General features: G+C 63.6%; 29 protein-coding genes. 16 read left to right on the top strand and 13 right to left on the bottom strand.

Features of this window, described 5'->3' with window-relative positions:
• The first annotated feature begins 70 nt into the window (after positions 1-70).
• From ACN9M4_RS10670 to ACN9M4_RS10650, 5 genes are all read left to right on the top strand, one after another.
• A complete protein-coding gene (locus tag ACN9M4_RS10670; RefSeq protein WP_426297692.1) occupies positions 71-1,501 on the top strand; it encodes a dipeptidase in 1,431 nt (476 codons plus the stop codon).
• A 154-nt stretch (positions 1,502-1,655) separates the two neighbouring features.
• Positions 1,656-2,033, top strand: coding sequence for a HesB/IscA family protein (locus tag ACN9M4_RS10665; protein ID WP_426297690.1), 378 nt, complete (start codon positions 1,656-1,658; stop codon positions 2,031-2,033).
• A 182-nt stretch (positions 2,034-2,215) separates the two neighbouring features.
• Positions 2,216-3,088: a cytochrome c oxidase subunit II gene (gene coxB / locus ACN9M4_RS10660; protein WP_426297688.1), complete on the top strand. Its 873-nt coding sequence runs from the start codon at positions 2,216-2,218 to the stop codon at positions 3,086-3,088.
• A gap of 10 nt (positions 3,089-3,098) precedes the next feature.
• Positions 3,099-4,820 carry a cytochrome c oxidase subunit I gene (gene ctaD, locus ACN9M4_RS10655; RefSeq protein WP_426297686.1) on the top strand — a complete coding sequence of 574 codons (1,722 nt, stop codon included), beginning with the start codon at positions 3,099-3,101 and terminating at the stop codon, positions 4,818-4,820.
• Positions 4,817-5,218: a cytochrome c oxidase subunit 4 gene (locus ACN9M4_RS10650; protein ID WP_115790613.1), complete on the top strand. Its 402-nt coding sequence runs from the start codon at positions 4,817-4,819 to the stop codon at positions 5,216-5,218. The genes ctaD and ACN9M4_RS10650 overlap by 4 nt, the downstream gene beginning before the upstream one ends.
• Positions 5,219-5,321: 103 nt before the next feature.
• Here ACN9M4_RS10650 and ACN9M4_RS10645 read toward each other — a convergent pair whose 3' ends face one another.
• The gene (locus ACN9M4_RS10645) at positions 5,322-5,615 is read right to left on the bottom strand and encodes an HPr family phosphocarrier protein (RefSeq protein ID WP_426297683.1); all 294 of its coding nucleotides are present in this window, start codon (positions 5,613-5,615) and stop codon (positions 5,322-5,324) included.
• Positions 5,616-5,775: 160 nt separating this feature from the next.
• On the opposite strand from ACN9M4_RS10645, the gene ACN9M4_RS10640 reads away from it, so the two are divergent.
• A complete protein-coding gene (locus tag ACN9M4_RS10640) occupies positions 5,776-6,558 on the top strand; it encodes a GntR family transcriptional regulator (RefSeq protein WP_426297681.1) in 783 nt (260 codons plus the stop codon).
• 115 nt (positions 6,559-6,673) lie between these two features.
• Here the strand turns inward: ACN9M4_RS10640 and ACN9M4_RS10635 are convergent, their stop codons facing one another.
• The 4 genes from ACN9M4_RS10635 to ACN9M4_RS10620 all read right to left on the bottom strand — a co-directional run bounded on the left by ACN9M4_RS10635 (position 6,674) and on the right by ACN9M4_RS10620 (position 11,042).
• Complete coding sequence (locus ACN9M4_RS10635; RefSeq protein ID WP_426297679.1) at positions 6,674-8,344, bottom strand: cytochrome b; 1,671 nt, start codon at positions 8,342-8,344, stop codon at positions 6,674-6,676.
• A complete protein-coding gene (locus ACN9M4_RS10630; protein ID WP_426297677.1) occupies positions 8,322-9,392 on the bottom strand; it encodes a Rieske 2Fe-2S domain-containing protein in 1,071 nt (356 codons plus the stop codon). Before ACN9M4_RS10630 ends, ACN9M4_RS10635 begins: the two co-directional genes overlap by 23 nt.
• 99 nt (positions 9,393-9,491) lie before the next feature.
• Positions 9,492-10,280, bottom strand: coding sequence for a c-type cytochrome (locus tag ACN9M4_RS10625; RefSeq protein WP_426297675.1), 789 nt, complete (start codon positions 10,278-10,280; stop codon positions 9,492-9,494).
• An 87-nt stretch (positions 10,281-10,367) separates the two neighbouring features.
• The gene (locus tag ACN9M4_RS10620; protein WP_426297673.1) at positions 10,368-11,042 is read right to left on the bottom strand and encodes a cytochrome c oxidase subunit 3; all 675 of its coding nucleotides are present in this window, start codon (positions 11,040-11,042) and stop codon (positions 10,368-10,370) included.
• A 112-nt stretch (positions 11,043-11,154) separates the two neighbouring features.
• On the opposite strand from ACN9M4_RS10620, the gene trpD reads away from it, so the two are divergent.
• Positions 11,155-12,213: an anthranilate phosphoribosyltransferase gene (trpD, locus tag ACN9M4_RS10615; protein ID WP_426297671.1), complete on the top strand. Its 1,059-nt coding sequence runs from the start codon at positions 11,155-11,157 to the stop codon at positions 12,211-12,213.
• Between the two features lie 27 nt (positions 12,214-12,240).
• On the opposite strand, the gene ACN9M4_RS10610 is transcribed toward trpD, so the two are convergent.
• Together ACN9M4_RS10610 and ACN9M4_RS10605 are read right to left on the bottom strand one after the other, a co-directional pair.
• Complete coding sequence (locus ACN9M4_RS10610) at positions 12,241-12,522, bottom strand: Lrp/AsnC family transcriptional regulator (RefSeq protein ID WP_115789157.1); 282 nt, start codon at positions 12,520-12,522, stop codon at positions 12,241-12,243.
• Positions 12,523-12,598: 76 nt separating this feature from the next.
• A complete protein-coding gene (locus tag ACN9M4_RS10605) occupies positions 12,599-12,994 on the bottom strand; it encodes a DUF3054 domain-containing protein (protein ID WP_426297668.1) in 396 nt (131 codons plus the stop codon).
• 106 nt (positions 12,995-13,100) lie between these two features.
• Between ACN9M4_RS10605 and ACN9M4_RS10600 the strand changes: the two genes are divergently transcribed.
• The 3 genes from ACN9M4_RS10600 (at position 13,101) to ACN9M4_RS10590 (ending at position 14,520) form a co-directional block, all read left to right on the top strand.
• The gene (locus ACN9M4_RS10600) at positions 13,101-13,478 is read left to right on the top strand and encodes a VOC family protein (protein ID WP_426297666.1); all 378 of its coding nucleotides are present in this window, start codon (positions 13,101-13,103) and stop codon (positions 13,476-13,478) included.
• Between the two features lie 84 nt (positions 13,479-13,562).
• A complete protein-coding gene (locus ACN9M4_RS10595) occupies positions 13,563-14,018 on the top strand; it encodes a VOC family protein (RefSeq protein WP_426297664.1) in 456 nt (151 codons plus the stop codon).
• Between the two features lie 70 nt (positions 14,019-14,088).
• Positions 14,089-14,520 carry a VOC family protein gene (locus ACN9M4_RS10590; protein WP_426297662.1) on the top strand — a complete coding sequence of 144 codons (432 nt, stop codon included), beginning with the start codon at positions 14,089-14,091 and terminating at the stop codon, positions 14,518-14,520.
• A gap of 96 nt (positions 14,521-14,616) precedes the next feature.
• Here the strand turns inward: ACN9M4_RS10590 and ACN9M4_RS10585 are convergent, their stop codons facing one another.
• Positions 14,617-15,039 carry a hypothetical protein gene (locus tag ACN9M4_RS10585; protein ID WP_426297660.1) on the bottom strand — a complete coding sequence of 141 codons (423 nt, stop codon included), beginning with the start codon at positions 15,037-15,039 and terminating at the stop codon, positions 14,617-14,619.
• 540 nt (positions 15,040-15,579) lie between these two features.
• On the opposite strand from ACN9M4_RS10585, the gene ACN9M4_RS10580 reads away from it, so the two are divergent.
• Together ACN9M4_RS10580 and ACN9M4_RS10575 are read left to right on the top strand one after the other, a co-directional pair.
• Positions 15,580-16,002, top strand: a complete 423-nt coding sequence (locus ACN9M4_RS10580) for a pyridoxamine 5'-phosphate oxidase family protein (RefSeq protein WP_426297658.1) — start codon at positions 15,580-15,582, stop codon at positions 16,000-16,002.
• Positions 15,999-16,907 carry a diacylglycerol/lipid kinase family protein gene (locus ACN9M4_RS10575; RefSeq protein ID WP_426297656.1) on the top strand — a complete coding sequence of 303 codons (909 nt, stop codon included), beginning with the start codon at positions 15,999-16,001 and terminating at the stop codon, positions 16,905-16,907. Before ACN9M4_RS10580 ends, ACN9M4_RS10575 begins: the two co-directional genes overlap by 4 nt.
• Before the next feature lie 45 nt (positions 16,908-16,952).
• Here ACN9M4_RS10575 and ACN9M4_RS10570 read toward each other — a convergent pair whose 3' ends face one another.
• Positions 16,953-17,402: a hypothetical protein gene (locus tag ACN9M4_RS10570; protein ID WP_426297654.1), complete on the bottom strand. Its 450-nt coding sequence runs from the start codon at positions 17,400-17,402 to the stop codon at positions 16,953-16,955.
• Between the two features lie 407 nt (positions 17,403-17,809).
• Here ACN9M4_RS10570 and ACN9M4_RS10565 point away from each other — a divergent pair, with 407 nt between their 5' ends.
• The 3 genes from ACN9M4_RS10565 (at position 17,810) to ACN9M4_RS10555 (ending at position 21,399) form a co-directional block, all read left to right on the top strand.
• On the top strand, positions 17,810-18,202 hold the full coding sequence (locus tag ACN9M4_RS10565; RefSeq protein WP_426297652.1) for a hypothetical protein: 393 nt from the start codon (positions 17,810-17,812) through the stop codon (positions 18,200-18,202).
• A gap of 106 nt (positions 18,203-18,308) precedes the next feature.
• Positions 18,309-18,620: a winged helix-turn-helix transcriptional regulator gene (locus tag ACN9M4_RS10560; protein ID WP_426297650.1), complete on the top strand. Its 312-nt coding sequence runs from the start codon at positions 18,309-18,311 to the stop codon at positions 18,618-18,620.
• Positions 18,621-19,215: 595 nt separating this feature from the next.
• Positions 19,216-21,399, top strand: a complete 2,184-nt coding sequence (locus tag ACN9M4_RS10555; protein ID WP_426297648.1) for an ATP-dependent DNA ligase — start codon at positions 19,216-19,218, stop codon at positions 21,397-21,399.
• A gap of 477 nt (positions 21,400-21,876) precedes the next feature.
• Here the strand turns inward: ACN9M4_RS10555 and ACN9M4_RS10550 are convergent, their stop codons facing one another.
• The 4 genes from ACN9M4_RS10550 to ACN9M4_RS10535 all read right to left on the bottom strand — a co-directional run bounded on the left by ACN9M4_RS10550 (position 21,877) and on the right by ACN9M4_RS10535 (position 24,516).
• Positions 21,877-22,251 (bottom strand): cupin domain-containing protein, encoded by a 375-nt coding sequence (locus ACN9M4_RS10550; protein WP_426297646.1) that lies wholly within the window; start codon positions 22,249-22,251, stop codon positions 21,877-21,879.
• Between the two features lie 266 nt (positions 22,252-22,517).
• A complete protein-coding gene (locus ACN9M4_RS10545; protein ID WP_426297644.1) occupies positions 22,518-23,075 on the bottom strand; it encodes an Hsp20/alpha crystallin family protein in 558 nt (185 codons plus the stop codon).
• 184 nt (positions 23,076-23,259) lie between these two features.
• Positions 23,260-23,751 (bottom strand): hypothetical protein, encoded by a 492-nt coding sequence (locus ACN9M4_RS10540; RefSeq protein ID WP_426297642.1) that lies wholly within the window; start codon positions 23,749-23,751, stop codon positions 23,260-23,262.
• A 111-nt stretch (positions 23,752-23,862) separates the two neighbouring features.
• Positions 23,863-24,516, bottom strand: a complete 654-nt coding sequence (locus ACN9M4_RS10535; protein ID WP_426297640.1) for a TetR/AcrR family transcriptional regulator — start codon at positions 24,514-24,516, stop codon at positions 23,863-23,865.
• A 62-nt stretch (positions 24,517-24,578) separates the two neighbouring features.
• Here ACN9M4_RS10535 and ACN9M4_RS10530 point away from each other — a divergent pair, with 62 nt between their 5' ends.
• Complete coding sequence (locus ACN9M4_RS10530) at positions 24,579-25,037, top strand: ester cyclase (RefSeq protein WP_426297638.1); 459 nt, start codon at positions 24,579-24,581, stop codon at positions 25,035-25,037.
• Positions 25,038-25,049: the final 12 nt, after the last annotated feature.

The raw sequence follows: 25,049 nt of genomic DNA, 5'->3' as shown, positions 1-25,049 counted from the left end.
CACTGCGCCGCGTGGGCACGGGGAGGCAGGCTGGTTCCGGCGGAACGTACCCGGCGGTAGTGTTTTGGCCATGACTTCCACTCATGCGGAGACCCCGCAGAACCACCCCGGGACCCCCGGCGCCGTTGACGCCGCCGCCCTGAAGGCCGCCGTCGACGCCTCCTTCGACCTGACCCTGGCGCGGCTCAAAACGCTCGTCGCGGTTCCCGGGATCGCCTGGAGCAGTTTCGATCCCGCGGAACTTGACCGAAGCGCGGAAACCGTCGCCGGTCTGGTCCGCGAATCGGGCTTCAGCGACGTGCAGATCCTGCGCTGCAACAAGGAGGACGGCAGCGCCGGGGGACCCGCCGTCGTCGCCCGGCGCCCGGCCGCACCCGGCAAGGCGACCATCCTCCTCTACGCCCACCATGACGTCCAGCCGCCGGGGGAGCGCGCGCTGTGGGACTCGGAGCCGTTCATCGCCGAGGAGCGCGACGGCCGTCTCTACGGCCGTGGTGCCGCTGACGACAAAGCCGGGATCATGGCCCATCTTGCCGCGTTCTCGGCAGTCAGCGAGGTCCTTGGCGACCGTTTTGGCCTGGGAGTCACGCTCTTCTTCGAGGGGGAGGAGGAGGCAGGATCGCCGACCTTCCGCACTTTTCTGGAGACGCACCGGGAACTCCTCCGTGCCGACGTGATCGTGGTGGCCGACTCGAGCAACTGGAAGGTCGGCGTGCCGGCCCTGACCACCAGCCTGCGCGGTCTGGTGGACGGGACCTTCGAAGTGCGCGTGCTGGACCACGCCGTGCATTCGGGGATGTTCGGTGGGCCCGTACTGGATGCGCCCACCGTTCTTTCCCGTTTGATTGCCACCTTGCATGACGACGCCGGGAACGTGGCGGTTCCCGGGCTGCTCGCCAAGGACGAGGTGGCGGTGGACCTCGACGAGGCCCAGTTCCGCGCCGATGCCTCCGTGCTCGACGGCGTCAGCCTGGCCGGGAGCGGAAGCATCGCTTCGCGGCTCTGGACCAAGCCGGCGTTGTCGATCATCGGCATCGACGCGCCCGCCGTCGACGTCGCGTCCAACACCCTGATTCCCTCCGCCCGGGCGAAGTTCAGCCTTCGCCTGGCGCCGGGCCAGGACCCGGAGGCCGCTATGGCGGCCGTGGAAAAGCACCTTAAGGACAATATTCCCTTCGGTGCGCGGCTGGCGTTCACGCCGGGGGAGCGGGGCAATGCCTTCGCTACCGACACCGCCTCGCCATCCGCCCGGATTGCCATGTGGGCATTGGGAGAGGCCTGGGGTGTCCCGGCCGTGGAGATGGGCATCGGGGGTTCCATCCCGTTCATTGCGGACCTGACGGAGGTGTACCCGGAGGTGCAGATCCTCGTCACAGGCGTCGAGGATCCGGACTCCCGCGCCCACAGCGCCAACGAATCCCTGCACATCGGGGATTTCCGGCGCGCCGTCCTGGCGGAGGCGCTCATGCTTGCACAGCTGGATTCCTCAGGACTGGCGTAGGCGCGGGAACAAGGGAAGCTGCCCGCTGGTTACGGTTGAAGTTATAGCTATGCGTCCGTGCGACGTAGCATTGAGCTGTAACCCGTAAGCAAGTGGGTAAGGGCATGCAGTGCGCAGGCACTGCATGCCGCAAGCGTCATAGTTAGGTAGGCCAATGAGCACCGCAACAAACGAAAACAGCACCGCTACCAGCGGGGAACTGCCTGTGCACGGCGTGAATCTCACCGACGTCGCCGCCGGCAAGGTCCGGAGCCTCCTTGAGCAGGAAGGCCGCACCGACCTGCGCCTGCGCGTGGCCGTACAGCCGGGCGGCTGCTCCGGCCTGATCTACCAGCTTTATTTCGATGAGCGACTGCTCGACGGCGACGCCGTCCGTGACTACGAGGGCGTTGAGGTCGTCGTGGACAAGATGAGCGTGCCGTACCTGGATGGCGCCAGCATCGACTTCGAAGACACCATCTCGAAGCAGGGCTTCACGATCGACAACCCCAACGCGGGCGGCTCCTGCGCCTGCGGCGATTCATTCCACTAAGCAGGGAAACAGCCGGCCGTGGTGCGGTGCGGCGGACAGCTTCACGGTTGTTCCGACGCACTGCCGCGGCGTGTCAGCGAAAACCCCTGCATAGCGGTAAGCTCTACATCGGGTAGTAAAACTTAGTGTGCCCGGCGTGCCTTTGGCCTGCCGGGCTGCAGCAACAAGAGGAAGGGCCGTCTGTGAGTTCGCAGAACCGAACCGGCAGCCGACGCACAAAGATCACTACGATCACTGGCTTGGCACTAGCCGGCGCGTTGGTTTTGACCGGATGTTCGTCAGAGGTTGAGAAGGGTTGGCTCCCCACTGAACGGGGCACCACCAACCACACCGATCGCATCATGGACCTCTGGGTCAACTCATGGATCGCGGCCCTCGCGGTCGGCATCATCACCTGGGGCCTCCTGGTCTGGTGCATCATCGCCTACCGCCGCCGCAAGGGCACCGTCGGGTTCCCGCGTCAGCTCAGCTACAACCTCCCGCTGGAGGTCTTCTACCTGGCGATCCCGTTGTTCATGGTCCTGGTGTTCTTCTACTTCACCGACCGTGACCAGCAGGCCATTGATGACCGCTCCAAGCCCGCCGACGTCGTCGTTGACGTCCGTGGCAAGCAGTGGGCCTGGGACTTCAACTATAAGAAGGGCTCCGTGGTCAGCGAAGACCTGCACGAAGCCGGCGTCCAGGCGCACCTGACGGGCAACACCATCGACAAGGACAAGCTGCCCACTCTGTACCTGCCGGTCGGCAAGTCGGTCGATCTGGAGCTGAACTCCCGCGACGTCATCCACTCCTTCTGGGTCCCCGCCTTCCTGCAGAAGCGCGACATGATCCCGGGCAAGACCAACTACATCAGGTTGACCCCCACCAAGGAGGGCACCTACGACGGCAAGTGCGCCGAACTCTGCGGTGAATACCACTCCGAGATGCTGTTCCGTGTGAAGGTCGTTTCCGAAGCTGAATTCCAGGCACACATGGAACAGCTTCGCCAGAGCGGCAACACGGGTCTCCTCGATTCGAAGTACGACCGCAACCCGAACCTGAACGAGAAGAACTAAGGGAAGCGCCGTGGCTACTTACACTCAATCCGCCGGGGTCCTTGAGGCTCCGGTCGTACCGAAATCCAAGGGGCGCATCGTCGTCAACTGGATCACTTCTACCGACCACAAGACCATCGGGTACATGTACCTGATCGCGTCCTTCGTGTTCTTCTGCCTCGGCGGCGTTATGGCGCTGCTCATCCGGGCCGAGCTTTTCGAACCGGGCATGCAGATCCTGCAGACGAAGGAGCAGTACAACCAGCTCTTCACCATGCACGGCACGGTGATGCTCCTGATGTTCGCTACGCCGCTCTTCGCAGGCTTCGCGAACGTCATCATGCCGCTCCAGATCGGCGCCCCGGACGTCGCCTTCCCGCGACTGAACGCCCTGGCCTTCTGGTTCTTCCTCTTCGGATCCACCATCGCCGTCTCCGGTTTCATCACCCCCCAGGGTGCTGCCTCCTTCGGCTGGTTCGCCTACGCCCCGCTCTCGAACACCACGTTCACCCCGGGCGTCGGCGGTGACCTGTGGGTCTTCGGCCTGGCCCTGTCCGGCTTTGGCACCATCCTCGGCGCGGTCAACTTCATCACCACGATCATCTGTATGCGTGCCCCGGGCATGACCATGTGGCGCATGCCGATCTTCACCTGGAACACCCTCGTCACGGCCATCCTGGTCCTGATGGCGTTCCCGCCCCTGGCAGCAGCGCTGTTCGCACTGGGTGCCGACCGCCGCTTCGGTGCGCACATCTTCGATCCCGAAAACGGCGGTGCCGTCCTCTGGCAGCACCTGTTCTGGTTCTTCGGCCACCCCGAGGTGTACATCATCGCGCTGCCGTTCTTCGGCATCGTCTCGGAGATCTTCCCGGTCTTCAGCCGCAAGCCGATCTTCGGCTACAAGGGCCTGGTCTACGCGACCATCGCCATCGCTGCCCTGTCCGTGACCGTGTGGGCCCACCACATGTACGTGACCGGTTCGGTCCTGCTGCCGTTCTTCGCCTTCATGACCATGCTGATCGCAGTCCCCACGGGTGTGAAGTTCTTCAACTGGATCGGTACCCTCTGGCAGGGTTCCATCACCTTCGAAACCCCCATGCTGTGGAGCATCGGCTTCCTGGTGACCTTCCTCTTCGGCGGCTTGACCGGCATCATCCTGTCCTCCCCGCCGCTGGACTTCCACGTCTCCGACTCCTACTTCGTGGTCGCACACTTCCACTACGTGGTGTTCGGCACCGTGGTGTTCGCGATGTTCGCAGGCTTCTACTTCTGGTGGCCCAAGTGGACCGGCAAGATGCTCAACGAACGCCTCGGCAAGATCCACTTCTGGCTCCTGTTCCTGGGCTTCCACGGCACCTTCCTGATCCAGCACTGGCTCGGCGTCGAGGGCATGCCCCGCCGTTACGCCGACTACCTGGTGGAAGATAACTTCACCTGGATGAACCAGTTCTCCACGATCTCCTCGTTCGTCCTGGGCGCCTCCCTGCTGCCGTTCTTCTGGAACGTATACATCACCTGGCGCAGCAACAAGAAGGTTGAAGTGGACGATCCGTGGGGCTTCGGTGCCTCGCTCGAGTGGGCAACTTCCTGCCCGCCGCCGCGCCACAACTTCACCTCGCTCCCGCGCATCCGTTCGGAGCGGCCGGCACTCGACCTGCACCACCCCGAGCTGTCGCAGGCCCACACCGTCCAGTCCCCGGAACCCGCAGCAGACCTGCTGGGCAACGCTGATCAGAAGGACATCCGTAAGTGAAAATCGAATCGTGGCTCTTCGGAGCCGGAGTCTTCTTCTTCGTCCCGGTCTCGCTCGCCTACGGCTTCCTGACCCACTGGTCCGAGTGGGTCGGCATCCTGGGTATCCTCCTGGTCGGCGGCCTCGCTGGCATGATCGGTGCCTACCTTGGCTTCACCGGTAAGCGCATTGGCCTGCGTCCCGAGGACCGTCCCGACGCCGAGATCCACGAGGGTGCCGGCGAACAGGGTCACTTCAGCCCGTGGAGCTGGTGGCCCCTGGTCCTCGGCCTGGCCTGCGCCGGTGGCTTCCTCGGTCTCGCGGTCGGCTTCTGGATCGTGTTCGTAGCCGCTGGCCTGGCCCTCGTGGCCCTGGTCGGCTGGGTCTTTGAATACAGCCGCGGCGACCACGCCCACTAGCAGTACACAAACGATGGCGGGCCCCACCTTGAAGGTGGGGCCCGCCGTCGTTGTTTAATCGCAAAGCTGCTGGCCGGAACGGGGCTGGGAGGAAACCGCCCGCTTAGCGGGCGTCAGGGGCCTCCAGAAGCGCCGCGAGGGCTGCCAAGGCATCATCCACCTCGCCCAGGGTCTTTCCGGCGGGTACGGCGTCCGCAGTGACGTTCAGGAGGACTTCGCAGCCGTGCGCGAAGTCCTCGGTCATGACTTCCAGCAGTGAGCGGGCGTCGACGGCGGGGTGTCCGGGTTTGCGGATGGTTACCGGCAGGCCTGTGGCCGTCACCGCCCGGACAAATACGGCCGCCGCGCGTGCGTGAAGGCCGATCTCCGCGGCGACAGTGGCTTTGTGCTCGGGCAAACCGGCTCCTTTGCTCTGGCGGAACAGTCCCGCCCGGTGAAAATGATCCTTAAAAGCCTAACGCAGTGGTGTTGCTCCCGAGGTCCGGCAGAGCGCGGCCGCACGGGATTCGCCTACGCTTGTCCTATGGAACTGCCCGCTTTTGGATCCGGGGTCTGCCGTGTCCGTTGACGCCTCAAAAATCATCGGTGAAATCGACCGCAAGAGCGGCGTCCCCATTTACGTCCAGCTGCGTGAGATCCTCCGCACTTTCATCACGGATTCATGCCGGCCCGGCGCCGCCTTGCCTTCGGAGCGGGACCTCTCGGAACGTTTCGGGCTGGCACGCATGACCGTGCGCCAGGCGATCGACGCGCTGGTGGGGGAGGAGATCATCGAACGGGTGGTGGGCCTCGGAACGTTCGTGCGGAAGCCGAAGCTCGACCTCCAGGTGAAGCTGACGTCCTACAGCGAGGAAATGCAGCGCCGTGGCATGGTTCCTGCAGCCAAGGTGCTGAGCTTCGAACAGATTGCCGCCAGTGCCTTCCTTGCCCGGGAACTCCAATTGGACGAGGGGACGCCGGTGGTCCGTTTCAGGCGCCTCCTGCTGGCCGACAACGAGCCCATGAGCGTTGACGAGAACTTCATCCCGGCACACCGCGTCCCGGGCTTCCTGGACGAAGCCCCGCCCACTTCGCTCTACAACGTCCTGAGCGAAAGGTACGGACTGGTCATGGAATGGGGAGAGGACATGATCGAGGCCACGGCCGCCTCACCTTCCACGGCGCGCCTCCTCAACGTCGATGTGGGCTCACCCCTGCTGAAGATCCAGCGCCACGCTTTCGTGGCCAGAGCCATGGTCGACTACTCGGTTTCCTATTACCGCGCCGACCGCTACAAGCTTTGGGTGCCCCTGCAGCGCCCGGGCGTGCGGCCCACCAGGGGACCGCGCACGGGCTACTAGGGGAGTCTGCGCTCCGGCCCGCCGCGGTGATGCGAGAAAATCCGCAAGACGCAAGGCAAGACGCAAGGAAGGCCCCGTCCGATTGGACGGGGCCTTCCTTCATGCATGCTTTGCCTTAGTGGCTCAGGCTTTTCTGCTCAGCGCCTTCGATGGCTTCGTGGTGGCCGTGCGCGTGCGCGGCTTCCACTTCGGCGGGCGTTGCCGGGGCAACGCGGTCCTCGAAGAACCACTTGGAGAGCGCCGCGCGGCGCTTCTCCTTGCGGGTCACAACACCGTGCTCGTTCGGTTCGGCCGGGAGCGGGGCCAAGGACTCGAAGCCGACCAGCTTGTACTGCTTGTAGTCGTCGAGCGGAGCGTGGACCTCGATGAACTCACCGTGCGGCAGGCGGACGATACGTCCGGTCTCGCGGCCGTGCAGGGCGATCTCGCGGTCCTTGCGCTGCAGGGCAAGTGCAACACGCTTCGTCACCGCGAAGGCGATGACCGGGCCGATGAAGAACAGCGCGCGGAGCCAGTAGGTCACGTCATTCAGGGCCACGTGGAAGTGCGTGGCGATGAGGTCGGAGCCGGCGGCTGCCCACATCACGCAGTACCAGGTGAAGCCTGCTACGCCGATGGCCGTACGGGTCGGAGCGTTGCGCGGACGGTCCAGAACGTGGTGTTCGCGGTTGTCCTTGGTGATCCAGCGTTCGATCCACGGGTAGGTGAACAGGACCGTGAAGATGATGCCCGCCGGCACCAGGGCCGGAAGCAGGACGTTCAGGGTCAGGGTGTGGCCGAAGACCACGTACTCGAAGTGGAAGTCGTTGACCACCCCGGGCATGAGGCGCAGTGCGCCGTCCACGAAACCGATGTACCAGTCAGGCTGGGTACCGGCAGACACCGGAGAGGGGTCGTAGGGGCCGTAGTTCCAGATCGGGTTGATCGTGAACGCTGCTGCCATCAGTGCGACGACGCCGAAAACGATGAAGAAGAAGCCACCTGCCTTGGCCGCGTAAACCGGGCCCAGAGGGTAGCCGACGACGTTGCCGTCGTTGCGGCCCGGGCCGGGGTACTGGGTGTGCTTGTGGACCACGACCATGAACAGGTGGATGACGATCATCAGCAGGATGAGTGCCGGAACCAGCAGGATGTGAAGCACGTACAGGCGGCCGATGATGGCCGTGCCCGGGAACTCGCCACCGAAGAGGAAGAACGAGATGTAGGTACCGATGACCGGGATGGACTTGATGACGCCATCGATGATGCGCAGGCCGTTGCCGGAGAGCAGGTCGTCGGGGAGGGAGTAGCCCGTGAAGCCGGCAGCCATGGCCAGGATCAGGAGCACGCCGCCGACAACCCAGTTCATTTCACGCGGCTTGCGGAAAGCGCCGGTGAAGAACACGCGGAGCATGTGGACACCGAGGGAAGCCACGAAGAGCAGTGCTGCCCAGTGGTGGACCTGGCGGAAGAACAGGCCGCCGCGGACGTCGAAGGAGATGTTCAGCGAGGAGTTGTATGCCACGGACATCTCGACGTTGTACAGCGGCGTGTAGGAACCCTGGTAATGGGTTTCCGCCATGGACGGGTCGAAGAAGAACGTCAGGAAGGTGCCCGACAGCAGGAGGATGACGAAGGAGTACAGCGCCACCTCGCCAAACATGAAGGACCAGTGGTCGGGGAAGACCTTCCGGCCGAACTCGCGGAGGATTCCGGAGCCGCCGACGCGCTCGTCAACGAAGTCCGTAAAGCGGCCAACTTTGGTCTTGGCGACGAAGGGGGCTTCAGCTGTTGATGCGGCGCTCATGCTCGTCACGCTCCCAGTAACTCGGTCCTACAGGTTCTTTGAAGTCGCTCGTGGCGACAAGGTAGCCCTCAGCGTCAACTGCGATGGGCAGCTGGGGGAGCGGGCGGCTGGCCGGGCCGAAGATGACCTTGCATTCCTGGGTCAGGTCGAAGGTCGACTGGTGGCAGGGGCACAGCAGGTGGTGCGTCTGCTGCTCGTAGAGAGCAACCGGGCAACCCACGTGGGTGCAGATCTTGGAGTAGGCAACGATGCCGTTGTAGCTCCAGTCTTCGCGGCCGGGGGAGATCTTCAGCGAGTCCGGGTTCAGGCGCATGAGCAGGACGACGGCCTTGGCCTTTTCGTTCAGCTTGCCTTCGTGGAGTTCGTTGAGGCCCTCGGGGATCACGTGGAACGCCGAGCCGATGGTGACATCCGATGCCTTGATCGGAGTGCCGTCGGGGTCGCGGGTGAGGCGCTTGAGCTTGCCTTCCTGGGGGGCCCACATGGTGTGTGCGAGCTTGTCGTCCGGGCGGGGGCCAAGGTCACCGAACACGGCGATCGCCGGCAGGGGAGCCAGGGCGACCGCACCCAGAAGGGTGTTGCGGATCAGCGGGCGGCGCTTGATGCCGGTCTCTTCGACGATGTCGTCCACGATGCGCACAGCGGCCTGGCGGTCTTCCTCGGTGCGGATCGCGTGGCGCTCTTCGGAGACCTCGTGGTCCGGCATGAGGGCCTTGGCCCAGTGGACGATGCCGGTGCCGATGCCGAGCATCGCGAAGGCGGTGCCCAGGCCCAGCAGCAGGTTCTGGTTGCGGATCGTGGCAATCGTCGAGTCGTTACCGAGATCAATGGCGAAGTACGCGCCAAGGAAGATCAAGGTACCGACAATTGAGACGCCAAACAGAATGGCTACCTGACGCTCGGCTCGCTTCGCGGCCTTCGGGTCCGTGTCAGCCAGGCGCAAACGATGCGGAGGAAGCCCAGGATCCTGGAACTTCTCCACTTCATTCTGACCAGCCGTAGCTACGGTGCCCGAGTGGTTCGGACTGCCGTCACTATGGTTGCCCATAATTCGCCTCATCCTTCTCTCGTTGTCCCGGCAGATGCCGGGGGGATTTTCAATTCAAAGCTGCTGCGCGCTGGCAGCAGAAATTCCGGGACGCGCCGCCTACGACGAGCGGGAAGTCAGCCAGATGGTGAACGCGATGATCACGCCAAGGCCGGCAACCCAGACGAACAGGCCTTCAGACACCGGACCGAGGGCGCCAAGGTCGGCACCGCCGGGGGAGCCGTTGGCTTCGATCTTCTTCAGGAAGGTGACGATGTTGCGCTTGCCTTCGGGCGAGATGTTCGCGTCGTTGAAGACAGGCATGTTCTGCGGGCCGGTGGCCATGGCTTCGTAGATGTGCTTGCCGCTCACGTCGGCCAGCGCCGGGGCGAACTTGCCGCGGGTCAGGGCGCCGCCGGCAGCAGCTGCGTTGTGGCACATGGCGCAGTTGACCCGGAACAGCTCGCCACCCTCGGCGGCGTTGCCCTTTTCGTCGAGCAAGTGTTCTTCGGGGATGGCCGGGCCGGCTCCGAGGGAGGCGACGTATGCCGCAAGCTGGTGCGTCTGATCGTCGTTGAACTGCAGCGGCTTCTTCTGGGCCTGGGGGCCGTTCATCTGCATGGGCATGCGGCCGGTGCCAACCTGGAAGTCAACCGCAGCAGCACCAACACCGACCAGCGAGGGGCCGTCCTTGGAGCCGCTGGCGCCCATGCCGTGGCAGGTGGCGCAGTTGGCCTCGAACAGCTTCTTGCCCTCTTCAGTGTCGCTTGCACTGAAGGTGGTCGTTTCTGCCTTGGCCTGGTTGACCGTCGTGGCGACGGCGTACAGCCCACCAGTGAGGAGGAGTCCCATCAGCAGCAGCGCAATGGCTGCCAGTGGGTGACGTCGCTTCTGCGAGAGTGCCTTCACGTGGTGGTTCCTTAATTCGATCCTGCGTCGGCTCCGGGAGCCGCTTCTTTGTTGTTCAGGCCCTTGGACGGCAAGAGCCAAGCCTTGCTACTTGAGGACGTAGATGACCAGGAAGAGGCCGATCCACACAACGTCCACGAAGTGCCAGTAGTAGGAGGTGACAATTGCCGACGTGGCTTCGAAGTGCCCGAACTTCTTGGCGGCGAATGCGCGGCCGATGATGAAGAGGAAGGCAATGAGGCCGCCGATGACGTGCAGACCGTGGAAGCCGGTGGTGATGTAGAAGGCGGAGCCGTAAGCGTTGGAAGACAGCGAAACGTGCTCGGACACGAGCATCGCGTATTCCGTGGTCTGGCCGGCAACGAAGAAACCACCCATGAGGAACGTGAGGACGAACCACTCGTTCATGCCCCAACGGGTGAACTGGAACACACCGCCCCGGCGGCGCGGCTCAAGGCGTTCCGCAGCGAAGACACCCATCTGGCAGGTGAAGGAGCTTGCTACCAGGACGATGGTGTTGACGAGCGCAAACGGGAAGTTGAGCTTGGCGGTCTCTTCAGCCCACAGCTCTCCGGAAGTGGAGCGCAGGGTGAAGTACATGGCAAAGAGGCCGGCGAAGAACATCAACTCACTGGACAGCCAAACAACCGTTCCAACGGAAACGAGATTGGGGCGGTTCAGCGTCGGGTGCGCCGGGGTACTGGGGGCATGGGTCGCAGATGTCACAAGGACATTATGTCTGTAAAAGTCCTGAGTTCCCAACGCGAACCGCCTTTTGGGGGGACTTTTTCTACAAACACGCGAAATCGCGCGGAAAAGTTCCCGCCGTGTTTCACATTGGTCATCGGCCGGGCTCGCTCGCTAGCATCAAGTGGTGACTTCACCGGCATCCGAGCAGCAGGCAAGCAACACCTGGCCAGGCCTTATCTCCGCCCTGATCAGGAAACAGGATCTCTCCCTGGAGAACACGGCGTGGGCGATGAACACGATCATGTCCGGGGAAGCGACTCCGGCCCAGATCGCGGGATTCCTGGTCGCGCTCCGCTCCAAGGGGGAAACGGTCGAGGAAGTGACCGGCCTGGTCGAAGCCATGCTCGCGAACGCGAACCCGGTGTCCATCCCGGGCGAGAAGCTGGACATCGTCGGCACCGGTGGTGACCAACTTAACACCGTCAACATCTCCACAATGGCTGCCCTGGTGGCGGCTGGCGCCGGGGCAAGGGTCGTCAAGCACGGCAACCGCGCGGCGTCGTCGTCTTCCGGCTCAGCGGATGTGCTGGAGGCCCTCGGCGTCCGCCTCGACCTCCCGATTGACCGCGTTGCCCGCAACGCGGAGGAAGCCGGCATCACGTTCTGCTTCGCGCAGGTGTTCCACCCCTCGTTCCGCCACACGGCCGTACCGCGCAAGGAGCTAGGTATTCCGACCGCGTTCAACTTCCTCGGCCCCATGACCAACCCCGCCCATGTGCAGGCATCGGCGGTCGGCGTCGCGAATGCTTCCATGGCTCCGCTGGTTGCGGGCGTCCTCGCGCGTCGGGGGAGCAGGGGACTGGTGTTCCGCGGCGAGGACGGCCTGGATGAGCTGACGACGACAGGCGCGTCCACAGTCTGGGAAATCCGCGACGGCGGGGTCCGGGAACAGCGCTTCTCGCCGCTCGAGCTGGGCATCCCGGCCTCGACCATCGACGAACTGAAGGGCGGCGACGCGAAGGCGAACGCCGCCGTCGTGCGCAGCGTATTGGACGGGACGCCGGGCGCAGTGCGCGACGCCGTTCTCCTCAATGCCGCGGCCGGCTTGGTGGCCTTTGCGGAAACGGCGGAGGGAAGCCTGGTCGAACGGATGGACGCCGCCTACAAGCGGGCTGCCGAGTCGATCGATTCCGGCGCGGCCGCGAACGTCCTGCAGACCTGGATCGGGCTCAGCCAGGGCTGAGCCTTCCAAGCCGGCGCTGCCGAGGACCTACTGCTCGAAGCCGAGGGCGAATGCGGCGTCGAGGTCGTGCTGGGAGTATGCGCGGAAGGCGATGTGCGTAGTGGTGTGCACGACGGCGGGAACCTTGGACAGCCGGTCGGCAATGACGTCGGCAAGTTCCTCGTGTTTCGCCACGCGGGCTACCGCGATCAGGTCCCACTCTCCGGTGACGGAGTAGACCTCGCTGATGCCCTGGATCGCGGAAATCTCCTCGGCCGTTTCCGGAATGCGGGAAGCGTCGGTCTTGATCAGGACAAAGGCAGTGATCACTGTGGGGCCTTTCCTACATGCGGCAATCCGCCGCTGCGTCAGTGGACGAAAGCAAGCCTAGTGCATGCTGCCTGGCTCAGGACCGGCGGCGGGAGGTCCGCAGCCGGAGCACCAGGACCCACAGCAGGCGGTACCCGAGCAGGAAGACCGCGAGCGTGATCAGGGCGACCACGATGAAGGCGGCGGCGGCGGTGTGTCCGCTCGCCAGGCGGAGGAGCACGCCCCCGGCCACCGTACTGATCCAGATCACGACGCCGACCGGCCAGGTTCCCAGCGGAGCGCGCCAGGCGCGGGCAATCAGCCAGCCGGCGGCCGCTCCGGCCAGGAATGGCCAGGCCGTTGCCAGGACCCCCAGCACGGATTCTCCGCGCTGATGGGTGTCCCTGCCGATTGCCGCGAACAGCAGAATCAAGGCGGCATCGATAACGGCGGCGGAGACAGGCAGCAGGGATCCTCGAGTGCTTGAAGGCATGTTCCGACCTTATCCCGCCGGCATTCCCGTTCCGAATCCCCCTGGCCTTGAAGCCTGCTCTCCACCGGAGCAGGATGGGGCTGGACGGCCAGGAACGGGAGGGTCCATGAAAGTCATCCAGATCGCACAACGGGCGGTGGACCTAGAGCGGGCTACCGCCTTCTACTCGCGTTTGCTTGGCGCCGAGCCCCTTGCCAGCTTCGAGCAGTCGGGATTGGTCTTCTTCGACCTCGGCGGCGTCCGGCTGCTCCTTGAACGGGGTGCACCGCCGGCCCTGCTCTACCTCGAACAGCCCGACCTCCATACGGCGATTTCCAGGCTCGAGGGGGCCGGAGTGAAAATCGTTGCACCTCCGCAGCTGATTTTCACCCACCCCGACGCAACTTTGGGACCGGCGGGCACTGAGGAATGGATGGCGTTCATCGAAGACAGCGAAGGCAACACCGTGGCGTTGGTATCCCGCACGCCGGCCGCGGGCGACTGACTGATCGTTGTGCTGGAGGTATCCGCGGACTAGCCTCAATCGGGGGCCCAAAGAGCCATCAGCATATGGGAGGGACGCACAGTCATGCAGAAGATTTCCACCTGTCTTTGGTTCGACGGCGAAGCCGAGGAAGCCGCGGCCTTCTACACGGGGATTTTTCCCGACTCCTCTATCGGCACCACGGTGCCCGGCCCGGACGGCAAAGCCATGACGGTCGAGTTCCGGCTTGAAGGCCGTGAGTTCCTGGGCCTGAACGGCGGCCCGCAGTTCAACTTCACCGAGGCGGTCTCCTTCATCATCAATTGCGACTCCCAAGACGAGGTCGACCGCTACTGGGATGCCCTGACCGCCGACGGAGAGGAGAGCCAGTGCGGCTGGCTCAAGGACAAGTTCGGAGTCTCCTGGCAGGTGGTTCCGACGGCGCTGCCCGGCCTGCTGTCGGGTCCTGACCCCGAAGGCTCCCAGCGGGCCATGGAAGCGATGCTCAAGATGCAGAAACTCGATTTGGGCGTCCTGCAGCGGGCGTACGACGGAAACTGACGTCAGCGGGCACCAGAATCCAGCAGTTCCAGCGAAACCAGCAGTACAGCGAAAGAGGAGAAGAAAGAAAATGGCAACACGTCTTAACCCGTACCTTTCCTTCCGCGACAACGCCCGGGATGCCATCACCTTCTATGAGTCGGTGTTCGGCGGGGAGCTGACGATCAGCACCTTCGGCGAGTTCCAAGCCAGCCAGGACCCGGCCGAGGCGGACAAGGTCATGCATGCCATGCTTGTTTCGGACAACGGGCTGGTGCTGATGGCCGCCGACACGCCAAACGGCATGTCCTACAACCCGGGCGACAACATCTCGGTGTCTCTCAGCGGGGAGAGCAGCGACGAGGCTGAACTGCGCGGCTACTGGGAGAAACTGTCCGACGGCGGCACGGTGGCCATGCCGCTCGAAGCGGCTCCCTGGGGCGATACCTTCGGAATGTGTACCGACAAGTTCGGCATCGCCTGGCTTGTGAACATCGCCGGCGCCCAGCCGGCAGGGGAGTAGTTCCCCCACAGCAGTGAGGGGTCCTTGCCTGGTTTTCCAGGCAAGGACCCCTCACTGTTCTTACGGCCGATGCTGGCTAGCCGGTTGCGCGGCTCGCTAGTCGAAGCGGACTTCTGCGGCCGATGCGTTCACCGCGTCGAGTCGGTGTTCCTCGATCAGGGCCAGAGCATCCAGTTCTTCCGCGCGGGTGGTGCGCTCGAGCAAGGCTCGTTCGGAGACATCGCGAAGGATCTTGCCCACGAGGACTGCCAGGCCGGCTTTGAGCTCTTCGAGGTTGGTGTTGGTGATCAGGAGGCGCCTGTCCGAGACGCGCAGTTGGACTTCGCTGTAGCCGGCTTCCGCTAGGCTCCGGGCTACGGACGCGCTGTGGAGAAGGTCCAGTTCCCGGGCTTGAGGCCTGCGGGAGAAGGCCGCCGGGACCGTGTAGATGGTGGAGCCTTTCGCTGTGCCGATGTCATGGGGCAGGGCAGAGGCGAGGACACCACTGAGGGTGAGGGGCTGGTAATAGGTAGCGGTCATGGCTTCTTGGCCAACGTTTCTCTTGGATGCACTGTCGGATCCGCGAAAACGTGGGAACGGCTGTGACTGAAATGTGGGTCCGGATACAGACCCTTACTGGAGGTTTGCTGTTTCCCCACTGTCCTGCGGGTGCAGCACGGCCGCGGCCGCCCTCGTTGTCCTAGCTTTCCGCAGCGTCCTCATGAATGTGACTCGGCGCCACATCGATGGTTTTCACGGGCGCGTCTGAGGAAGCGGGCTCTTTGCTCGGGGATCCATCATTCTTCTCACGGGTTCCCGACATACTTTGAGTCTACGCCCTATTTGTTCGCGACCGGGTGTTGGTGTCTCGGGGCTTCCGGCTGTCGGCGGGGCGCGAACCAGGATGGGCTGACTCAGCGGCTCTTTCTTTAAAGTTTCGGGTCTTCTTCGATTTTCGACCGAAGCTGGATGATCCTCGCCGTCTCTTCCTTGACGTGCCTGATGGGACGAGAATGACTCCACCGCATCATTCAACGGGCGCGTCATGGCTGCGCCGCTGCGGGCAGAACGGAGATCACGATGAGCACCGATCAGGAGAACCCGGTCGTCATACTGGACGCGGCCGAATCGTGGGACCTGCTGGCCGGCTCGGAACTTGGCCGGTTGGCAGTGAGCGTGGGGGACCAGCCGGAAATCTTCCCCATCAACTATCTGGCGCATGACGGTGTGGTTCTTTTCAGGACGGCCCAAGGCAGCAAGTTGGTAAGCCTTACGATCAACCGCAACGTTGCATTGGAGACCGACGGGTACACGGACAACGCCGCTTGGAGCGTGATCGTCAAGGGAACCGCGCGCGCCCTCCAGCACGAAGTCGACATCGAGACGGCGAAGAAGTTGCCCCTGCACTCCTGGATCCCGACGATCAAGTACATCTTTGTCGAAATCACTCCACAACAGATCAGCGGCCGCAGGTTTGCCCGCGGACCAGAACCTTGGCGGTGAGGATTCTCCTGTCTGGGCCTTCCATTCCGCCGGCATTTGACCGCATCGTCCTGATATTCAATCCCGCAAGCTCCCACCATTCGGACGTCTTGGCCAAAGCGCTCCACACAGAACTTGGCTACAGACTTCCGGCAATGACGGTAGACCTGCTGCCGACTGCTTTCGCCGGTCATGGCAGAGCTCTGGCCCGCGAGGTCGCTGCTGCGGGGACACCATTGATTGTTTCGGTCAGCGGCGACGGCGGGTACAACGAGGTAGTCAACGGTGCCATGGACGGCGGAGGCCGCGCCGTTTGTGCCGTGCTGGCCGCTGGCAACGCAAACGATCACCGCCGTAGCACACGCCGGATGCCATTGATCGAGGCCATCGTCGCCGGCAAAGTCCGCCGCATTGACCTTCTACGGCTGCAGGTCGGGGAACGGGCCGAGGCCTGGGAGAGGTATGCACACTCGTATGTCGGGTTCGGCCTCACACCGGTTATGGCACTGGGCATAGAGGGAGGCACCAAGGGCGGGTTATCTGAACTCGTCTCCGTGGTGCGCACGTTCCGGGCACTCGAACCCTTCGAGATCGCGCGAGCCGATGGCGCCCGTGCCAAGCTGGACAGCCTCGTGTTGGCCAATGTCGCCTACATGGCCAAATACGGCAAAGTCAGTGAAACAGGTGAGCCCAATGACGGCTTGTTGGAAGTCATCATGCTTCCCCATGCCCGCAGATGGCGCATCGCCCTCATGACCCTTCGGGCGATTACCATCGGACTGGGGCCGCAGGAGAGCGTCAGTAGCTACGAGTTCACCACTGTCGATCCACTCCCGCTACAAATCGACGGTGAAGTCATGCAGGTCAACGCCCACACGTCCGTCGTCGTGGAAGTGAAACATCAGGCCCTCGCCACGCTCGGGTAGGTCGCCGGGAGTTGCCGGTCGACCTGACACCCCGCCGTCGGGTGGCTAATCGAAGGAAATCCCCTGTGCCTGTTCTTCTATCTCCTTCCGTCTGGCGTCGTCCGACATACTCTTCATCAGGGCGGCCTCGTCCCGCTTCTCTTGTTCAAGGCGCGTCTGGTCGCTGATTTCCCGGATCAAGGAACCGAGCACGGATGCCAATCCGGCCTTCAGCTCTGCCAGGTTGGTGTTTAGGATCTCCAGCCGACGATCATCGATCACGAGGCTGATGTGACCGTAGCCGGCCTCGTCCAGCCGCGCGTGCGATGCCGGCCCCTGTATCGAACGAGCCTCCGCCGGATTGACCCGCCGGGAAAAGACCGCCGAGACCGTGTAGCTGTGAGGAGGCTCGAGTGCATAAGCCTCGCGCGAAACCGCCACAACTGACATCAGTCGCAGCGTCGACTCCGGGGCATCGTCCATAGCTTTCCCATGGTTGGACACATTAATGCTCATAAGCTAGTATCCCGCGACACTCAGGGGAGTGGAGTAAATTTCCATCAAATCTCCGGGACGGGCAGGGTAGACAGCGCCGAACGGTCAGCCGGCCGCTGGGAAGACGCGCGGCTCCCTCGCATGGCAGCTTCTGGGAGCCGTCCCCATCAGCCGGAGGAAGGTGGATCTTGATGGCAATGGAACCAGTCCTGCAACCCTTCGCTGAAAGAGACCTAGACCCACCCGGGTATGCTTGCAGCGCCTTCGGCAGTGCAAAATTCGGGCGGCGCTGGCTGAAATTGCTCAAGGTTCGCCACTGTCGCGCAGGAGGGTCCAATTCGTCGGACCAGAGCCGGTTCTGGTGCATAGGAGGGGGAGAGCCGTGACTAAACCACCCGTATTCGTGGTGCTCATGAAAGGCTTGGCCAATGATGGAACCTGAGCAGCCCAAATACGTTAGGTTTCAGGCAGCCCTGCCGAATCGCCGCGGTACTTATCCGGGGATTTTTCCCCTCGCCAACGGTTTGGCCGCAAGTGGACGGCTCAGCGCCGAGGACTGGGTTGCGTGGCGAAGCGCGAATGATCGTGCGGATGCGGCGTACGCCGATCCTGCGACTGTTGACCCTTCAGTTTTTGATCGTGATGTCAATCCAACGGCCCAGTCGTGGTTTAAGGCCACGGCGACGCATCTTTTAGCCGATTCCACGTTCTACGAGGACCTGCTTCGTCGCTACCAGGTTGAATATGAGGTGCTTACCTCGGACGACCCTGGAACTGTGATTTATGAAGACGAGGTGCAGGTTGTCGTTGTGCCGCGGTAGAAGGGGATTGGCGGAAAGGGGGCGGCGCCGATTTCGCCTCTACTTTACATAATGTTGATTATCGGCACTTGAGCAGCGGGAGTGGAAGTAGCTGCGAGAACTCTGGATGAAGGTTTCTACAGGAAGCTGCAACGGATGTTCGATCTGCGAACGGCCTTCCCGCTTCAACGAGCTCCGCCGCGCCGTCCCGGAGGTCACGCAGAAATCGCTCACCGGGACGCTCCGGCGGCTGGAACGCAACGGCATCGTCGAACGCGAGGTGACCTCGACGCGTCCGATCGCCGTCACCTACCGGATCACCCCGCTCGGCAAGACGCTCCGCCGCCCGGTTGACGTGCTGCTGGAGTGGGCGGAGCAGAACATGCCGCACATCCAGGCGGCACGGGACCGCTTCGACGAGGAGCTCGGCGGCGTCTGATGCTGCCCGGTGGGATCCGTTCCGCTCCTCCCCGAGCTACCGAGATGGGCTTCTCCTTGCCCAGGTATGCCGGCGCATGCCAGTTAAGTGGAACTGGTGGAAGGAGAAGACTAAACCCATCGGCCCTCCGCCAAATCAGACCAAAAGCCGACCCGATACGTCGGTGATTTCATCTCAGCCGGCGGAAAAACTCAGCCGCGACGTAGGCAGCAAGGTCACTCCCGCAATAGATCACGTCCGTCTGATAGACAGAAAACACCGGACTTCCCGCCGGCGATGGCGCTCCCGGCAAGAAACGGTGTGAGTAGATGGGGATCAGCGTCGGCACGAACTGCATGCATTCCCGTGTTGCCTGCAACGCGGCAGCTGGTTCAGTTGGCTTTTCGCCCTATTCATCGGGTCAAAAGGCCTTCTCCTCGACGTCAAACAGACTCCATCCAGGGGCGCTGGGAGGCTGCCCCAACCAACGAATGACGTCGTGAGAACCGGACAACTCCCACCTCATGAATACCCGTGCATCCCAAGCTAGACAAAGGGAGTCCCGTTTGATCCGCCGGCCTGCCCCAACGGCGTTGTGGCAGCTACTGTTGGGTGCATGGCGGATTCTGAGATCCTGCACGTGGACGGCCCCGACGGCGTGCGGGAGGTTAAGCTGAGCAGCCCGGACAAGGTGCTGTGGCCCGCCGTCGAGGGACGTGAGCCTCTTACCAAGCGCGAGCTGGTCCGCTACCTGATCTCGGTGGCCTCGCCCTTTCTTCGGCTCAACGGCGATCGGCCCATGACTCTGCAGCGCTTCCCCGAAGGGATCGACGGCGAGGAGTTCTTCTCGAAGCGGCCGCCGCGGGGCGCGCCTACCTACCTCAGGACGGTGACGTGCACCTACCCGTCCCACAGGCGCCACGACCAGCTCGTGTTCGACGAGGCCGCCGAGCTCGCATGGGCGGCGCAGATGGGAACGATCACCTTCCACCCTTGGCCAGTGCGCACAGCCAATCTGGACAACCCGGACGAGCTGCGGATCGACCTCGATCCGCAGCCCGGGCGCGACTTCCGGGACGCCGTCACCGCCGCGCTCGCGCTGCGCGAGGTCATGGCCGAGGCCGGGCTCACGGCCTACGCGAAGACTTCAGGCAACCGGGGCGTGCACGTCTACTCGCGCATCCGGCCCACGCACGAGTTCCTTCATGTGCGGCACGCCGTCATCGGGATTGCACGCGAGCTGGAGCGCCGCATGCCGGACCTCGTGACCACCTCGTGGTGGAAGGAGGAGCGCGGCGAGCGGGTTTTTGTCGACTTCAACCAGGCCAACCGCGATCGGACGATCGCCGCCGCCTATTCGCCCCGGCCCTTGCCTCACGCACCCGTCTCGACCCCGCTGACATGGGACGAGCTCCCCGACGCCGACCCGCGCGACTTCACCGTCCGGACGGTTCCCGCGCTCGTGGCCGCCCGTGGCTGCCCGTGGGCGGATCTCGACGACGCACCGGGGGACATTTCGGGCGCACTCGCCTTATGGGACGCGGACCTCGAGCGCGGGCTCGGTGAGCTCAACTTCCCGCCGGACTACCCCAAGATGCCTGGCGAGCCGCCGCGGGTGCCGCCGAGCAAGCGCAAGGCGGACCGAGCCGACGAGGACTATTCGGCACCCAAAGCCGAGCGCGACGCCGGGTGGGGAACCGCGATCGCTCCCCCGTACGGGCCGATGCTGGCCAAGCCGGTCAAGAATCTCCCGGTCGGCGAGTACCTGTATGAGCCGAAGTGGGACGGCTTCCGCTCGATCGTGTGGCGCTCCGGCGAACGGGTGGAGATCGGCTCGCGCAATTCCCTGCCCATGACGCGCTACTTCCCGGAGCTCGTCGAGGCCATCATCGCAAGCTTCCCCGACCACTCGGTCATCGACGGCGAAATCGTCCTCGTGGACCCGGACACCGGCGACCGGCTCAACTTCGATGCCCTCCAGCAGCGCATCCACCCCGCAGCTTCCCGCATCGCAAAGCTGAGCGCCGCAACGCCGGCGAGCTTCGTGGCCTTCGACCTGCTGGCATTGGGCCAGACAAACTACGTGGAGCGCCCGTTCCGCGAGCGGCGCGCCGCCCTTGAGGAGGCATTCAAGGACGCCAAGCCCCCGGTCTACCTCACTCAGGCGACCAAGGACCCCGCCCTCGCGCTGGAGTGGTTCAGCACGTTCGAGGGCGCCGGCCTGGACGGCGTGATCGCCAAGCCTCTCGGTGAGCTCTACGCCGAGGACAAGCGGGTGATGTCCAAACTCAAGCACGAGCGGACGGCCGACTGCGTCCTCGCCGGGTACCGGCTCTACAAGGACGAGCCCGACGCCATCGGATCCCTGCTCCTGGGCCTGTACGACGCCCAGGGCCGGCTCAACTCAGTGGGCGTCATCGGGGCGTTTCCCATGGCCCGCCGCAAGGAGCTGTTCGAGGAGCTGCAGCCGCTCGTGACCACGTTCGAAGGGCACCCCTGGGCGTGGGCGCAGCCCGCCGAAGTGCTGCCGGACAACCGCGACCAGTCCGCACCGCGCACCCCTACGGCGGCGGCGCACTCCCGCTGGAACGCAAACAAGGACCTCTCGTTCACCCCGCTGCGGCCGGAGCGCGTCGTCGAGGTCAAGTACGACCACATGGAGGGCGAGCGGTTCCGCCACACCGCGCAATGGGTCCGATGGCGCCAGGACCGCTCGCCGGAGTCGTGCACCTATGACCAGCTCGAGGAACCCGTCAGCTACGACCTCTCCTCTGTCCTGACCAGGGACCGGCCCGCGTAGCCCGTCCGCGGAGAGGCAGTTGGCATCCCCCGGAAGATTCGGAACAGCCGCTTGCCGGTTCCGCCGTGACCGGAACGAGCTACTCCCGCCCGCGAATACCCGCGCATGCCAGTTAAGTAGGGCGGGTTCAGACAGCCAGATAGTCCGCGTTGCTGACGGAGAATTGAAGCCATGACGAAGAGGCTGATAGACCGGCCTCTTCGATTATTTAGGCCGCGTTCATGCCCAGTCCCGTGGGGGCCAGTTCGTGGAAGCGTTGCGAATACTTAGAGTTTCCTCCCTCGATCGTCCCAGTTCTGGCGACGCGCTTCGTCCTCAACCCAGAAGTGAGCAACTGCCACCAAGAACCGCCGCGCGTCATACGCGGCTCAAAGCGTTTCTGACCCCAGACACATCCGGAGCCGGCAACCGAGGGAGCCGCCTCTCAGGCGCTTATTGCTCCCCCGTCCGGCCCATGTAGGCCATTCGCGTCGCGCCTCACGCGGGCTTTGCGAACGTGGCTGCGCTCATGATTTCGTATGCCACGAAGGGCTCGTCGCCCTCGACCCAGGCGTCATGTCCGGCTGGGATGGCATAAGCATTACCCGGGCTGACCGTAATGCGCGTTCCATCCTCCATCTGCACCATGAGCGTTCCGGCAGTGCAGATTCCAAGATGGTTGACCTGGCAAGTGTCGGTGTGGACCACGGTCTTGACCGTCTCGGACCAGCGCCAACCCGGCTCGAAAGTGAACCTGCCCAGAGTCGTATCACTGATCGTGACAACATCGACCTCAGTTCTTGGCGGACGGCGCTTTTCGTCGGGGTCGTCGAACGATTTTGATTCAAGTGCGTTGACAGTTACTGAGGACATCTTGTCCACCTTTGCTGAAAATTGAGGGCAGTATTCCATCCGGAGCATGAGAGCCTGCTCCGGGAAGAGGTTGACAGGTGCTAACCTTCCTGCCAACACGGCAACCAGCGGTATCAGACTGCTCTTGTGGGCAGGGCATGTCAATAAGCACGGGACTACCCTGGCGCACTCCAAGGCTGCCGGCTCCTTCAGCGTAAAGCCGGCAGCCCTGGGTCAATCCCCTGCGATTATCGGAGAGCTCGCAGCCCGCCAAGGAAACAGCGGAATCAACTTCCGGTCTCTTCGGGGTGCTCCCTGGCCCGCCGTTGGCCCGGGGTTTCGCGGCTTTCATTGGGGATGAAATCCGGATCGACCTTGCTGCCCATGCTGTCGTGACCAGCGTCCCCATTGCCGGGGGTCGATCTTCCCGTTGCATCGGTGCGGTGCACCGGCACTTTTCGTCGGGGCGTCGAATCCTGTTCGGCGGAGGGCACGCGGACTTCGAGAATCCCGCTGTTGTAGGAGGCCTGAATGTCGTCCTCGTTGACCCCGGCCGGGAGCTGAAAACTTCGCGTCAATGCGCCATAGTGAAATTCTGTGCGGTAATCGCTCTTGTCCTCACGAATGGATTCTTCTTCACGCCGGGCCTCGATGGTGAGTGTACGTCCTGAGATGGAGATATCGATATCCCGATCGGGATCGACGCCGGGTACCTCGACGCGGACGACCATTTCGGATCCGTCGCGGAATTCCTCTGCACGCAGCCAAGCGCCGGTTTCCCCTTGTAGGAAACGGCGCACAGGCTCCGGAACGTCGAAGGGCAGGTTCCGCATGAAGTCGCCCATGATTCTTCCTCCTTATACTGGGGCGCTGCCCGTCCCGCAGAGAGCCCGCGGGGGCCAGCGTTGTCATATCAGCAAGCTACGCCCGGGAGATGGCACGTGGAAGAGAGGCAAGCCACCCGGGCCGGCGGGCAGGGGGCTTCGGGAGGCAAACGCGACGCTAAGCAGCGCGGAGAAGAAGGGGGTCTTAGGGATCGGTTCGCCGGGAGGGATCCTGCAGCGAGTTGCCGCCGCCGCTCGGGCGGCCGTCTACGGACCCATCGCCAGCCCGACCCGGATCAGCAGCCTGCCGGTATTCTTCGGAGTTCTCGACGGCCGCCGCGTCGGTATCGACATCGGGGTCCATGGCATCGGCATGCTCCGCCTTGTCCGCGGAATCACGGTGAAGATCGCCGGCGTCCTCCTGGCGCTGTTCGGCCTCCTTGTGGAGGCGTTCGGCATCCAGCAGGGCCTGGTCGGCCTCCGCTTGGGCCCTGGCTGCTTGAACCTCGGATTCGCGGGCATCCAACTCAGCTTCTTCGGCCTTCTTCCGCAAGTCAGCTGCCCGCTTCTGGTCCTCGGCCCGCTGGGCACGTTCGTGTTCCTGCCTGCGTTTACGGGCGATGAAAAATACCAATCCTAGAACGACAAGTAGGGCGACGATCCCGACGACAATCCAAAGAACTGCGGTTGTGTCCATCGAAGCTTCCCTCTTTCTTGCTGGTTGTCCGGACAGTCTCAGTAAAGCCCAAGAGCGCACGGCAAACCAGAGGGTCGGAGCCCGCTGGCCGCAGCGGTCTGCATCCTTTGCCTACCTAGGCTCGAGCAGCAACAGGCTCCAGGCATCACCAAGCCAAGCGGCGAACTGCTGGGGAGTCCAGCCCCGTTCAGCGACGAGCAAAATCCAGTATTCGGGTCCGTTCATGCTCCAGACGACGTCTGCGAGTTCCTCGGCCGGGCGGTCTTTACGCAGCTCGCCGGTGGCCGCGAGATCCACGATGAACCTGCGCATGTTGGCTGCGCGCCGCTGGGAGATCTCGGTCCAAAGCGCGGCACATTCCGGGTCGGTGGAGCCGGCGTCCCTCAGAGCCAGATAGACCGGTGCCAGCCGCGGCTGAATCCCGGCCAGCGCCTGGGTGTAGATCTTGATTTTCTCCTGAGCGGTTGCGGCCTGACGGAGGCGTTTGACGTAGTCGCGCTGCTCGGCGGGGACGGCGTGGTCAGTGCCGGAGATCGCAGTCTCGACCACCTCTCGCAGCAGAGCCGGCTTGCGGCCGACGCTTGCGTAAACGGTGTCGACGGCGACCCCGGCGCGTCCGGCGATCTCGCCGACGGTCGTCGCTGCGTAGCCCCGCTCGATGAACAGCACGCGCGCTGCCGCAATCACGGAGTGCCGTGTTGCTGAAGCCTGCTCAATGCGGCGCGCGGAGTTATAGCGGCGCTTGGGAGCGTTGACATCACTCATCATCGAACCTAGCGGTTATTCATCCGAAAGATATTCGGATTAATTCTAGCAGGAGGCCGGACATGGTCTCAGGAACCACCCAGGACAACACGGCCGCCTTCCGGCGGTTGATCATCGAAGGATTCCAAGCGGGCAATCCAGGGGTCGTTGACGAACTCGTATCGCCGGATCTGATTGAGCACCAATTCGGGCCGGGCGGCTCCGGAGAGAAAGCGGTGAACAATCTGAAGCGGGCGATCGTCGGCCTGCACGCCTCGATGCCCGACGTCAGTTACACCTTTGACGCGACTGTCGCCGACGGGGACACGGTCTGGGCCCGCATGACTGCGAACGGCACGGACACCGGGGGCTTTCTCGGACACGATCCCACCGGCCGGGCAGTGAGCATAACGGTCGTGGACATCGCCCGCTTCAGCGACGGCAAGCTTGTCGAACACTGGGGCGTACCGGACCGTTTCGCCCTGCTGGCCCAACTGGGGCACCTCAACAACAAAACCGAAACCAACGGCGGCAAGCCTTAGAAGGCATGCGCG

It is taken from the genome of Arthrobacter sp. R-11 (genome assembly GCF_049913155.1).
In the GTDB taxonomy this organism is placed as follows: Bacteria; Actinomycetota; Actinomycetes; order Actinomycetales; family Micrococcaceae; genus Arthrobacter.
The sequence above is the reverse complement of the archived record's forward strand: the minus strand, read 5'-3'. Positions and strand labels throughout refer to the sequence as shown.